Annotated in this window: 10 protein-coding genes; 2 read left to right on the forward strand and 8 right to left on the reverse strand. The window is 46.1% G+C overall.

The window, feature by feature from the left end:
* Nucleotides 1-155 precede the first annotated feature (155 nt).
* Both H9Q76_RS11610 and H9Q76_RS11615 read right to left on the reverse strand, forming a co-directional pair.
* Nucleotides 156-1,976, reverse strand: a complete 1,821-nt coding sequence (locus H9Q76_RS11610; RefSeq protein WP_249321133.1) for a MutS-related protein — start codon at nucleotides 1,974-1,976, stop codon at nucleotides 156-158.
* Nucleotides 1,960-2,172 carry a hypothetical protein gene (locus tag H9Q76_RS11615; RefSeq protein WP_249321135.1) on the reverse strand — a complete coding sequence of 71 codons (213 nt, stop codon included), beginning with the start codon at nucleotides 2,170-2,172 and terminating at the stop codon, nucleotides 1,960-1,962. Before H9Q76_RS11615 ends, H9Q76_RS11610 begins: the two co-directional genes overlap by 17 nt.
* A 187-nt stretch (nucleotides 2,173-2,359) precedes the next feature.
* Here H9Q76_RS11615 and H9Q76_RS11620 point away from each other — a divergent pair, with 187 nt between their 5' ends.
* On the forward strand, nucleotides 2,360-2,713 hold the full coding sequence (locus H9Q76_RS11620; protein WP_021986199.1) for a hypothetical protein: 354 nt from the start codon (nucleotides 2,360-2,362) through the stop codon (nucleotides 2,711-2,713).
* 139 nt (nucleotides 2,714-2,852) lie between these two features.
* Here the strand turns inward: H9Q76_RS11620 and aroA are convergent, their stop codons facing one another.
* On the reverse strand, nucleotides 2,853-4,133 hold the full coding sequence (gene aroA / locus H9Q76_RS11625; RefSeq protein WP_021986200.1) for a 3-phosphoshikimate 1-carboxyvinyltransferase: 1,281 nt from the start codon (nucleotides 4,131-4,133) through the stop codon (nucleotides 2,853-2,855).
* A gap of 254 nt (nucleotides 4,134-4,387) precedes the next feature.
* Nucleotides 4,388-5,416, reverse strand: a complete 1,029-nt coding sequence (locus H9Q76_RS11630) for a DNA/RNA non-specific endonuclease (protein WP_249321137.1) — start codon at nucleotides 5,414-5,416, stop codon at nucleotides 4,388-4,390.
* A gap of 311 nt (nucleotides 5,417-5,727) precedes the next feature.
* On the opposite strand from H9Q76_RS11630, the gene H9Q76_RS11635 reads away from it, so the two are divergent.
* On the forward strand, nucleotides 5,728-6,975 hold the full coding sequence (locus H9Q76_RS11635; RefSeq protein ID WP_249321138.1) for a M18 family aminopeptidase: 1,248 nt from the start codon (nucleotides 5,728-5,730) through the stop codon (nucleotides 6,973-6,975).
* Nucleotides 6,976-7,037: 62 nt separating this feature from the next.
* Here H9Q76_RS11635 and H9Q76_RS11640 read toward each other — a convergent pair whose 3' ends face one another.
* The 4 genes from H9Q76_RS11640 to pheS form a co-directional block, all read right to left on the reverse strand.
* A complete protein-coding gene (locus tag H9Q76_RS11640) occupies nucleotides 7,038-8,879 on the reverse strand; it encodes a glycerophosphodiester phosphodiesterase family protein (RefSeq protein WP_249321140.1) in 1,842 nt (613 codons plus the stop codon).
* Between the two features lie 89 nt (nucleotides 8,880-8,968).
* Nucleotides 8,969-9,994 (reverse strand): tRNA preQ1(34) S-adenosylmethionine ribosyltransferase-isomerase QueA, encoded by a 1,026-nt coding sequence (gene queA, locus H9Q76_RS11645; RefSeq protein ID WP_118546298.1) that lies wholly within the window; start codon nucleotides 9,992-9,994, stop codon nucleotides 8,969-8,971.
* A 50-nt stretch (nucleotides 9,995-10,044) separates the two neighbouring features.
* Nucleotides 10,045-12,471, reverse strand: a complete 2,427-nt coding sequence (gene pheT / locus H9Q76_RS11650) for a phenylalanine--tRNA ligase subunit beta (protein ID WP_249321141.1) — start codon at nucleotides 12,469-12,471, stop codon at nucleotides 10,045-10,047.
* Nucleotides 12,472-12,486: 15 nt separating this feature from the next.
* Nucleotides 12,487-13,506: a phenylalanine--tRNA ligase subunit alpha gene (gene pheS / locus H9Q76_RS11655; RefSeq protein WP_021986206.1), complete on the reverse strand. Its 1,020-nt coding sequence runs from the start codon at nucleotides 13,504-13,506 to the stop codon at nucleotides 12,487-12,489.
* Nucleotides 13,507-13,669: the final 163 nt, after the last annotated feature.

Here is a 13,669-nt window from a genome sequence, read left to right on the forward strand (position 1 = left end):
TAAATTTCACTACTTCGATTTTATAACAAAATACGAGGCAAAGTCAACCTTCGCTTTGTCAATAATTCATAATTGGCATTGTGCATAATTGACAAAGCGTTTTCGACAAATGGAAGCCTATTTTTTATCAAAATTGTACAATATTTCACAAATCATCAGACCTCAAAGCCTGCCATCCGAAGGATTGCCCGCGCATTTGTCGTTGTACATCTGCCATCGCGGATCTTATAGTCAAACCGCAGCTCATCTCCCTCATAATATTCCTGAAAATGATAGTTTACCGCCGGTGTCTGGTTCTTATCTGTAATGCTGCAAAGCTCAAAATCATGTGTAGAAACAACCGTCATGCAACGGCTGCCTGCGAGCTTCGTGATAACCTCCTTCGCGCCGACGATACGATCTGCGGAATTGGTCCCCTTGAAGATCTCATCGATCAGACAGAGCATTGGTTTTTCCTCTTTGCGGTAGACAGCCATCTCCTTGATGCGTAGAATCTCCGCATAGAAGGTGGAGATACCATGCGCCACATCGTCCTTTACCCGCATAGATGTAAAGATGCGCATATAAGATGCCTTCAATGTTTCTGCACAGACTGGTGCACCAAGATAAGCAAGTACCAGATTGATGGCAACCGTTCTTAAAAAGGTTGTCTTTCCAGACATATTTGATCCCGTGATAATCGTGATACCAGAGCCAAGTGTTACATCGTTGCCCTGTGCCTGATCTGGCAACAGCAATGGGTGATACAGATTCGTTCCCTCCAGATGCACCTCTGTCTCCGTATAATCAATCTGCCCTTCTCCAGTCTCCCGTACCATTCCCAGCACAGAAAAGCTCATCAGATCTTCCAGCTCCGCAATCATATCCGAGCATCCGGCAACCTGCGTTCCATATGTTTTCTTCCACCGGGAAACGACCGCTGCAAGCTGATAGTCCCACAAAAGAAGTCCACATAAGATCTGGTGTACCAATGGATTGAAGGAAATATTATATGCTTGGCTGATTGCTTTTAGCTTATGATATGCCCGGACCGCTCCGGTCGCCCCGCCTGCGCGCTGCTGCATCCTGGCAAGGACTTCGCTCTGAAATGCCTGTTCTGCGACCAAGGAGAGCATCACTTCGTATTCTCCGCTCACGGTACTTGCATAATAAACCGGCTGAATGATACCGTCCGTCATGAACTTGGTCAGCCACGAAATGACAAGCAATGCCAGAAATCCAGCAAGTGGATATCCATAGGAAATCGTGCCAGTCAGGAACAATACCAGACTCGCAATCTCACAAACCGGCAACAAAAAACGCAATACATGTGCAAATGCCGGGAGCTTGCCCTGTGCCACGTCCCCGCAGAAATCTTCAAACGCTTCCGCGTCAAACTTTTCTTTTTCCGCTTCCATCCTGCGTCCGGCTGTCTCAAACTCTACGGCAAATTCCGGTTTCCCCGAAAGCTCTTTGATTGCAGCATGTCGCTGCTCCCGCTCCGCTTCCTCAATATACCGCGTTGTGAGATGGTCTGCAAATGTCTGTTTTCCCTTCTCTGTATGACAGACAGAAATCATCTGATACAGAGAATTCTCTCCAAGCAAATCAATATCTGCGGCAACACAATCGTCCTCGCGCAGATACACAGTTCCTTTCTCTTCAAACTTCCGCCATCCATCGGTAAAACGATTGCAATAACGCCGGCAGACCTCCCATTTCTCCGTCAGCGACTCCTGTCGTTCCGCTACAACACTGTGCCATTTCACAAGTGCTACAAAGCCGAGCAGGAACAACACACCGGCGATCACCAGAAGCGTTGCATATGATTTTTCTTTTTCGGTAATTCCGACGATCAAGCCAGCCGCACCGATTAAAAATGTCAGGATACGAAACGTGGAAATCCGGCTGAATAACCGGTCCGCCCGTTCCTTTTGGTTCTGATAATCCAGCGTCCACTGTTCAAACTGCTTTCGATTCTCACTTACTGTCATCATGCCTTTTTTCTTCCTCTTTTTCCTCTTTTTTTCTCGTGATTACCATCTTGAAAAAGATTGCTACAAACACGCCTGCCGCAATGATGCTCAGGATTCCTAATGTAGTTTGGTCTAAGAAAACCAATGCTATTCCAACAAGCGCAATCAAAATCGCACAGGTAAGGAAATTCTTCTCGGATTCTTTTAAATTCTTCATTTTATATTACCCTCCGGTCTTTTTACTACAATCTAGTCTACCATATCCCACAGTGCAAGGCAAAGAAATAATTCTAAACTTTCTGTGAACCACAGATTTTCATTTGCTTTTTATTATTGCATGTATTAGAATAGTCTTTATATAATCGTGGTAAAATATAGATAATTATGGAAAAGGAGATTCAGACATGGGTAAGTTTTTTAAAGGTGTCGTAAAATTTTCAGTTGCCGCAGCCGCAGTTGGTGGTCTGTGCTATGCATTCAAGGACAAGATCAGAGAATCTAAGGTATATCAGGATAACAACGTTGATGAAAAGATCAACAAAGTAAAGACAACAATCAAGGACAAAATGCCAAAGATCTTTGATAACGAGGATGATATCGAAGAGGATGATCTGTTTGCAGATGATCTCGATCTTGAGATGGAAGATGCAAACCGTGATTACGTGACGATCAATCCAGATGATTCCGAGAAGTCAGAGGAAGCAGCTGCTGAGGAGCCTGTAGAAGAAGCAAAGGCTGAAGATGCTGACGCGGAGTAATTGCTGAGAATCCGGGAAATAAAAAGTTCGATGAGACGATTCATGTTTCATCGAACTTTTTATTTTGGTTGCAAAGCGTAAATCCATGTTATGTATTGGCTTTGCACACTTGATCTATCTGTCTATTTTGCTGTCCGGTCTACAGTTTCACCAGCTTGCGCATGTCTTCATAAAATCCCGGGTACGAAATATCCACGCATTCAGCGCCGGTGATTTCTGTCTCGCCCTCTGCATTCATTGCAGCAACCGCAAAGCTCATCGCAACCCGGTGATCCAAATGGCTGTCGATCACTGCGCCGTGAAGCGGTCTGCCACCGCGGATGATCATACCATCTTCGGTCGCCTCGATATCTGCGCCCATCTTCTTCAGATTATCTACCATCACATCAATCCGGTTGGATTCTTTTACCTTCAATTCTGCCGCATCTTTGATGATTGTCTCACCATCTGCAAAGCAGGCAAGAATCGCAATCGCCGGGATCTCGTCAATCAGAGTTGGAATCACTTCTCCGCCAACAACACAGCCTTTCAGATCCGAGGTGCGAACTGTCACATCAGCAGTCGGCTCTCCGATCTCGCCAGATGTCTTCTCAACTGTCACATCCGCTCCCATATCCGAAAGCACACGCAGGATACCATCTCGTGTCGGATTGATGCCTACATTTTTCACCGTTACACAGCTGTTCGGTGTAATCGCAGCCGCTACCAGAAAATATGTTGCCGAAGAAATGTCACCAGGCACAATTACTTTCTTTGCATACAGCTCGTCTGCTGGTTTTACATACACGCTCTTTCCTTCTGTACGGATATCCACGCCGAATTCTTCAAACATCAGCTCCGTATGGTTCCGACTTACTTCTGGTTCTGTCACAGATGTCTCGCCATCCGCATAAAGTCCTGCAAGCAGAATCGCTGATTTGACCTGTGCCGAAGCCACCGGCGAATCATAATGTATGCCATGCAAATTCGTTCCATGAATCTCAAGTGGTGTACAGTCATTTCCGCGTAAGCTCCGAATATCTGCACCCATCTGGGAAAGCGGCGTGATAATCCGCTTCATCGGACGTTTCTGAATCGACGCATCGCCATTGACCGTTGATACAAATGGCTGTGCCGCAAGGATTCCCGACATCAGACGTGTTGTCGTTCCGCTGTTTCCAACATCCAGAATCGAATCCGGTGCTTTCAAGCCTCTCAGGCCACGACCATGTACCAATACTTTGTCTCCGTTATTCTCGATCTCGACACCCATCTTACGAAAGCAGGCAATCGACGACAGGCAGTCAGCCCCTTGCAGGAATCCCTCTACCTCCGTGTTGCCCTTCGCAATCGAGCCAAGCATAATACTTCTGTGGGAAATGGACTTGTCTCCTGGTACTGTCACTTCGCCGGAGAGTCCATGAACTCTTGATAATTTCATAATTTTCTCTCTTTCTGTATGTCTAATATTATGTAATACGCATATTTAAGTCTTTTCAAATCCTGCATCCGTACACAGTTTTTGTTTCCATTTTCAAGTCTGAACGTCTCGCCATAAAAATCTACATCATTATAACACGGCTCATTTCCAGCAACAACCGATTTATGGATTGTTTTACACACATCCGCGGATTGTTTGCATATTATTTTACGTGTTATTTTGCCTCGATGCACATATAGGAAGCCTGATTACAATCACGGATTACATTTCTTACACGGGGTATATCCCATGTCCTCTAACTCCTCCACCGTTCCCTCATAGATCTGCTTGTTTTTCTCCTTCATCTGGCTGACACTCGAACAAGTCGGACGATGAATCTTCTTCGTGTTTGTGTTCAAAATATAGGTCTGTGCCGTTTCATTTTTATTGTCCCCCATTAGTTCTGAATTCGGTGTTTGTTCCTGTATTTCAGATTCCCAGCTTGTTCCATCCGCATAGTTGATCCCAATTCCCGGCTGTACATTATAGCAGTACACATGAAAACAAATTCCAGCTCCCTCATCCTCGACAGACCATCCTTCCATCTCCACGCCGGAAGCAACCAGATTATCCCCTTCAAAAATCGGTGTCACCCGGTACAGCACATGATTTCCAGTCTCATTTACATATGCATCTACCTTTTCCTCAAATGGAAGCATCCCATCCACATTCAGGTATCTTGTCCCGGTAATCAGGTTCTTCTCATTTGCATTTTCACCGGCAAGACAGTACGCAATCAGATGGCAGCGATTGTAGAGATAATTCCCGTCGATCAGATCATTATACTTCACCGTGTGCCAGCCGCTTGGACGAACATTTCCGATTGTGCCCCGTTCTTCCGTCGGCTGTAATTCCGGGCAGATATTCGCATACGCCTGCCCGCAGCGTCCAAGCGAATCCAGATCACTATATCGTTCAAACGCTTCCGTACTCTTCTTTTCTTCCTCTGTAAAATCCGGCATATTATTCTCAAGCTGGATATACGACGTTCCGTCGTAAGCCGGAATGTCAGCAAGCGAAACTGGAGTTCCCGTCTGGATTGCACGCGGAAGCCCATTCTCCGATTGTGCATCTGGCTGCGAGTCTTTATCTCGCGTGTCAGGATTCTCCGTTATATCCTGCGCTTCTATGGCAGCCGTGGTCGAATCATCCGCGGCGGGTTGCCCGGCTACACATCCCGCGAACGAAAGCGCGATGAGCAAACTAGCTACCATATATTTCAGCGTTATTATAATCTTTTTCACTGCTTGTTTCTCTCCATATTCACTGCATGTTCTTATCCATGTTCATTGCATGTTCTTCACTAATCTGTTTTATCTTATGTTGCATATATAATACTACATCCATTATACGTTCCTTATTCCATATGCACAAGCTATACTTGGGCTTTTCCTGCTCTCTGCTGCTCCCCACGCCCACCGCGTGGGTTTTCTTCCCAGAAATTTCCTCTCTACGCCCATTTCGCCAACAAAAGTTTCCTCCCAGCCTTGCAATCTCACTAGGAACTCTCTATACTACATAAATGAACCACACGATTTCGAAAGGAGATCATCACATGAAAACTTTATTGCGTTTCTTACAGAACGGCAAAACCCAATTCCATGTTGCCGCCCTTGCTAAAGAATATTTAGATGCGCATAACTTCACACAGATATCCGACCGGGAAAATCTCACCGAGCTCGCCGCTGGCAGATACTACCTTGCCCCATTTTCTTCGATCGTGATTCCGTTCGTCAAAGGCGCACAGAGCACACAGGTGCGCATCGCCTGCGCCCATACGGATTTCCCGATGCTCAAGGTAAAGCCGAACCCGGAATTAAAAAAGCTGGGATATCTGCAAATAAACGTGGAACCATACGGTGGACTTATCAAGGAAACATGGTTTGACCGTCCGCTCGGACTCGCAGGAAAAGTTATCCTCAAGGGCGACACAAGCTTCCACCCGGAAGTCCGTCTATTCGATTCCCAAAAACCGGTTGCTATCATCCCGAACCTTGCTCCGCATCTGAAACGTGGCGGCAAAGAAGGAGAACTGGATGTACAGAAGGAACTGATTCCGATTGTAGATATGGTCGCGCCCGCAGCAGATTCCCATTTTCTGCTTTCTTATGTGGCAGAAAAACTAAACATCTCTCCAGATGATATTTTAGACTTCGATCTGTACCTGTACATCTGCGATGCACCAACGACCGTCGGTATGAATGATGCATTTGTGACAAGTCCACGTATCGACAATATCTCTTCGGTCTGTGCCATCCTAGAAGGACTGGCAAGCGCAGAGCCTTCCGATACACTTTGCATCGGCGCACTTTTTGATAATGAAGAAATCGGAAGCCGCTCCAAGCAGGGAGCTGACAGCACATTACTCTCCGATATCATAAAACGCCTGGCTGCAAGCAGCCAGCTTTCACTGATTGAAGATGGATTTTATCTGTCCGTGGACGTCGCACATGCCACACATCCAAATTACAGCGAGAAATCCGACATTACCAATACAGTTCTGCTCGGAAACGGTGCTGTCCTGAAATCAAGTGCCAGTCAACGTTATGTATGTGACAGTGAATCTGGTGCCTGCATCATTGACCTGTGCAACACAAATGGAATTGCCCTGCAGCGCACCGTCAACCGTTCCGGCATGCCGGGCGGGCAGACTCTTGGTCCGATCGTATCCTCCTACCTGCCAATGCGCGCGTGCGATATCGGTATTCCGGTTCTTGCCATGCACTCTGCGAGCGAGCTGATGCACAAGGATGACTACACCGCTTTAGCTGATCTGATCACTGCATTTTTCACGTCACCATAGCAAAAAAGGCTGCCACATCTGGCAGCCTTTTCATTTCCAATCAATCTGTTTTTACTTTCAATCTAGTATTTATAGATCAACCGTTTCATCCAATCTTCAATGATGGAATCATTTGCGTTGGATATAACTTCCTTTGTATTGGCAGGATCGTCCGTGATGATTCCGTCCACATCCAGTAGCAACAGATCCTTGATGTCCGACTCATTGTTTACCGTCCATGCGTAAATCTTCTTTCCCTTTGCGTGAATCCGACTTACCATGTTGTTACTAATATACGTATGTTTGATGCTGAATCCATCGATTCCCTGCATGCCTGCGAAATCGCCAAATGCCATCGTCATGATATAGAGCGTTGAGATATCCGGATCCAGTTCCTTTGCCTCGCGTAACGCCGCGACACTCTGTGAGCCAAGCATGCACTGATTCACAAAATCATATTCATGCAACAGATCCACAATGCCCTGCACATAATTCTGATCAGTATCTGCCGGTTTTAACTCAATATTCAAGAATACATCATTTTCCTTGGCAAAAATCAGCACTTCCTCCAACGTCGGAATCCGCGTGCCATCATACGACCGGTCATAGGAGCTTCCGACATCCAGCTTGCTGATATAATCATAATCCACTTCACCGACCTTACGCTTGACATTCGCGGTCCGGTTCAGACTTTCATCATGCATGATTACATACACGCCATCCGCCGTCTGTCGTACATCCAACTCAATAATATCCGCACCTGCTTCCACTGCCTTTTCAAATGCAGGCATTGTATTCTCCGGTGCATTTCCGGCATCCCCGCGATGCGCTGTCACCGATGCATTCGTCGGATATGCAATACGAAAGGACATGTAATTGTTGGTTGACAGATACACATAACAGCCATTCAGTATCAGACCGAACGCAACAATAGAAGCCAAAAATGTACGCTGCTTCTTCCGTGAACGGCTCAGAAGAATCTTCTCCTCCCGCTCCTGAATCTTATTTACATGGAGTTTCTTGAACTCCTCATAATCCATATCGCCTTCACGTTCATAGAAATGTGCGCAGATATATGCATGAATCAGCGGCGTTGCAACTATGACAATCAACACATAAAGAATCACCGTCGCGACACGGAAGATTGTATCAATCACTGTCACAACCGTTTTGTTCGGAATCAGGTTAAGTACAACCTTCGAGATTCCCGCTGCAAATGCACCTTCCAGCAGCACCGCAATGACGGCAATCGCCAGATTTAATGAAATGACACCGATCATCATAAGTAATACATGCCGTTTCATCGCCTGTTTACTCATACGGCGTGCCTGCTTATAATTGACCTTATACAGGACAAAATAGTTGAGCGTAAAAATTTCTTTGAAGAAGGTCAGACAGAGCACAAGGTAGATGGCAAGCCCCCCCATCACTCCGAACTTATAATTCTTCAGAAAATGTGTCAAAAATTCCGGCAGCTTCAAGCCGAGCAACGTGCCTGACAATGTCAGCGAATATGTGAATGGCAGAACAAACAATACATAACCAAGTGTAAGCAGATTCTTCGGTGTCAGACTCCGGCAGGCATTTCCGATTCCATGCAGCAAAATATCCATCGGATTCAGCTTCTCGCGCCGCACCGACGCTTCCATACTGTAAATAATTCCCGACAGATTAATCAGTAGGAAAAATGCGATCAGAATCAAAATCAGCAGGAATGCCACATAGGTAATCGGCGACCGCATATACCGGTAGATCGTTCCGGATGACAGATACGAAACGCCTGCGATATCCATTGACACATTCAGCAGTCCATACATTGCCGGTGTCAGAATTGCCAATGACAATACCCGGTAAACTATCTCAAAAAAAGCAATGGAGGAAAAGTTATACCGTAGCATCTTCACTGCCTGCTTCAAACGACTCATAACTTTTTCCTCCATTTCTTTGTTAATCTTTATACGATTATACCATCATATATCGTATTCTATTTTCTTATCAACGCCATTCTCCAATTTTATAAAATCAACATAGCATCTCCAAATGAGAAGAATCTGTACTTCTCCTCAACCGCAATCTTATATGCTTCAAGAATCTTCTCGCGGTCATACAATGCAGAAACCAGCATCAACAATGTGGATTCCGGCAAGTGGAAATTCGTAATCAGGCGGTCAACCACCTTGAATTTATATCCCGGATAGATAAAGATATCCGTCCATCCACTGCAGGCACGCACATGTCCGTTCTCATCTGCAACCGTCTCGAGCGTACGCGTGCTCGTTGTACCAACCGATACGATCTTGCCACCATTTGCCTTCGTCTCATTGATCGTATTGGCAGCTTCCTCATCAATCACATAGAACTCACTATGCATATGATGTTCTAAAATATTCTCCACCTTCACCGGACGGAACGTACCAAGTCCGACATGCAAGGTCACTCTTGCAATCTTGATGCCCTTCTCTTTGATCTGCGCCAGAAGTTCCTTCGTAAAATGCAAGCCTGCCGTCGGTGCTGCTGCCGAACCGGTATGTGTTGCATAGACCGTCTGATAACGATCCTTGTCCTCCAGACGGTGTGTAATATACGGTGGAAGCGGCATCTGTCCAAGCTCATCCAACACTTCCTCAAAAATTCCTTCGTATTCAAAACGGATCAGACGATTGCCCTCTTCAACAATGTCGATAACCTCGCCGACCAATTTGCCTTCACCAAAGGAAATACGCGCACCTACACGTGCCTTTTTCCCCGGCTTTACCAGCGTCTCCCAGACCTTATCATCGTGGCGCTTCAACAGCAGCACCTCAATGGATGCCCCTGTATCTTCCTTGACGCCAATCAGTCTGGCTGGAATGACCTTTGTATCATTGATAACCAGACAATCACCCGGATTTAAGTATTCGATCACATCCGAGAAATGTCGGTGTTCGATTCCTCCAGTCGCACGGTTCAACACCATAAGCCGGGAATCGCTTCGCTTCAGGAGCGGATCCTGTGCGATCAGCTCCTGTGGCAATTCATAATTAAAATCACTTAATTTCATTTCGTTCATATTTATCTGCTCCATAAAATTCTGCACGCAGAACTATGCTATTATGCACGGATCTCGATGCCCATCTTCGAAAGCTCTGCAAGAAGCTTCTCTACGACTGGATTAACATCCGCATCCGTCAAAGTCTTTGTCTTGTCACGGAATACGAGAGAGTACGCAACAGACTTCTTACCCGGTGCCACCTGTGCGCCCTCGTAAACGTCGAACAGCTTATAGCTCTCTAACATCTTGCCTCCACACTTCTTGATGACCTTCTCGATTTCGCCAACAAATACACTCTTATCTACAACCAGTGCCAGATCTCGTGTAACGCTTGGGAACTTCGCGATACCTTCGTACTTTCTGTCAAATGTCGTAAGCATTGTAACTGTCTGCATATCCAGAACTGCGACATAGACTTCCTTCTTCATGCCATAGTTTTCAACAACCTCTGGATGAAGCTGTCCGAGATAACCAACCGAAAGCTTGCCTTTCGTGATATTTGCCTGACGTCCCGGATGTAAGAATGGATGCTCAGATGTTGGCTCGTAGCTTACTTCCTTTGCAAATCCAAGCTTCTCTGTCAGCTCTTCAATCACACCCTTCAGATCGAAGAAATCGCCCTCGCCGAACATACCAAGTGTCAGCATCATACGCTCATCTGGAAGCTCTGTCAACGGAAGTGCCTTCGGCAGATATACATTTGCAAGCTCATACAGTCTCGCATGTTTATTTCTACGGTTATAGTTTGTAGAAAGGGATGTCAGCATACCATTTAACGGAAGCGTTCTCATGATAGAGAAGTCCTCGCCAAGTGGGTTCATGATCTGGATTGCCTTTCTATATACGGAATCCTGTGGGATGAGCAGCTTGTCAAATACCTTCGGACTCTCGAACGAATAATGCATAGCTCCAGAGAAACCATCGCCCTCGACAATATTTCTTACGATATCATTTACACGCTCTGCATAGCTCTTCTTACCTGCAGTGGACTCGCCGTGTGGCAGAGTCGTCGGAATATTTGCATAGCCATAGAAACGTGCTACTTCCTCTGCAAGATCTGCCATACATTTCAGATCCTGACGGAAAGTAGGGATTGTCAGCATATTTGTCTTCTCGTCATAACGAAGCTCCAGCTTCTTGAAGATGGAAAGCATAACATCAGAAGAAATGTCTGTTCCGAGCAGCTTGTTCATCTTCTCAGGCTCAAACGGAAGTACAACCTCCTTGACCGGGTTTGGATATACATCCACCATACCGTCCACGACCTTACCACAGCCAAGCTCCTCGATCAACTGGCAGGCACGATTGATTGCCTGTTCTGCCAAGTTTGGATCAAGTCCCTTCACGAATTTTGCGGCTGCATCTGTCGCAAGACCGATTCGCTTTGTTGTCAGACGGATATTCGTACCGTCGAAGCAGGCTGCCTCGAACAGCAATGTCTTGATGTCATCCGTAACCATGGAATTTTCGCCACCCATGATACCGGCAATACCGATTTCCTTCTCGCCATCACAGATCATCAGAACATCCTTGTCCATCTTACGTTCCTGTCCGTCGAGTGTCACAAATGTATCACCGTCATTGGCACGTTTTACAACGATTTTCTTGCCTGCGATCGTATCTAAGTCATACGCGTGCATTGGCTGACCGTACTCTTCCATAACATAGTTTGTGATATCAACCAGATTGTTGATGGAACGGATTCCCTGGGAAGCCAGTCTCTCACGCATCCATTTTGGTGAAGGACCGATCTTCAAATCTGTCACAACTCTGGCTGTGTAACGCGGGCACAGATCCGGCGCCTGTACATCTACCGTAATGTAATCATTCACATCACCGCCGCTGCCCTGTACTTTGATCTCCGGCTCATGGAATTCCTTGTCAAATGTTGCTGCAGCCTCTCTTGCCATACCGATCATCGAGAAACAATCGACACGGTTCGATGTGATCTCGTACTCTACAACAGAATCATGCAGACCAAGTGCTGCGATCGCATCGTCGCCCGGCTTTACGCCTGACTCTTCCCCGAAAATGTAAATACCATACTCTGGTGCTTCCGGGTACAGATCTCTGGATGAACCAAGCTCTTCGATGGAGCACATCATACCATCACTCTCAATACCACGAAGCTTGCCCTTCTTGATCTTGATGCCGTCCTCCGGAAGTGGCTCGCCATCATGTCCGCCTGCAACCTTACCACCATCTAAGACAACCGGTACGAGGTCGCCTTCCTTTACATTGGGGGCACCTGTCACAATCTGGATCGTCCCGGCACCGATATTTACCTGACAGATAATGAGCTTATCTGCATCCGGGTGCTTCTCGATCTTCTCGATCTTACCAACTACTATCTTCTCTAAGTTCTTATCTTTTTTCTCGTATCCTTCTACATGGGAACCGGACAGTGTCATCGCATCTACGAAATCCTGTACGTCCACGTCTAAATCAGGAACATATACTTTTAACCATGAAATCGGTGTATTCATCTTCTTACCTCCATCTTAGAACTGATTCAAAAATCTTGTGTCGTTTTCGTACAAGAGACGCATATCATCGATCTCGTACTTCAGAAGTGTGATACGCTCCAGTCCGATACCAAATGCGAATCCTGAATACTCTTCCGGATCAATGCCACACATTTCCAATACGTGTGGATGTACCATACCACAACCAAGAATCTCAATCCAGCCACTGCCCTTACATACACGACAGCCCTTGCCGCCACACTTGAAGCATGTGATATCTACCTCTGCAGAAGGCTCTGTAAATGGGAAATGGTGCGGACGGAACTTCGTCTTTGTCTTCTCACCGAAGAATTCCTTCGCGAACTGATCGAGTGTTCCCTTCAGATCTGCCATTGTGATTCCCTTGTCAACAACCAGTCCCTCAACCTGATGGAAAGATGGTGAATGAGTTGCATCTACTTCGTCAGAACGGAATACACGTCCCGGTGACAGAATACGGATTGGCAGCTTGCCCTGCTCCATGATTCTTGCCTGTACCGGTGATGTCTGCGTACGAAGCAGAATGTCCTTTGTGATATAGAATGTATCCTGCTCATCCTTTGCCGGATGGTTTGCAGGGATATTCAAAAGCTCAAAGTTGTATTTGTCATATTCGATTTCCGGTCCAGATACGATCTCATATCCCATACCGATAAATACACGCTCCAGATCTTCAAGCGCGATCTGGTTTGGATGTCTGTGTCCGTCGATCTTCTTCACACCCGGAAGTGTAACATCGATTGTCTCACGCTTCATCTTCTCTGCACGCATAGCAGAATTGATGGACTTCATCTTCTCCTCGAGCTTTGCCTCGATGTTTGCACGTGTCTCATTTACCATCTGTCCAACCTTCGGACGATCCTCCGGAGCCACATCCTTCATACTCTTCAATACCTGGGTTAATTCACCCTTCTTACCAAGGATCGACACCTTGATATCATTCAAGAGGTTGATATCCTGTGCCTCGGCGATCTTGGAAAGTGCCTGTTCTTTGATGCTTTGCAACTTTTCTTTCATTTCCTGTTTTCCTCCATGTTATACCAATTTCAGATGATTGCAAACCAGAAACACATCATACGAGCGATTCATAATTACCATTTCTACGCAGACACGCTCTCGCTCGGTTCATCACGCAGTGGTACTAAATTCACGACGATAAATCCGTCGTTCATTAAGTACC

This window comes from Wujia chipingensis, assembly GCF_014337155.1.
GTDB lineage: Bacteria > Bacillota > Clostridia > Lachnospirales > Lachnospiraceae > Coprococcus_C > Coprococcus_C hominis.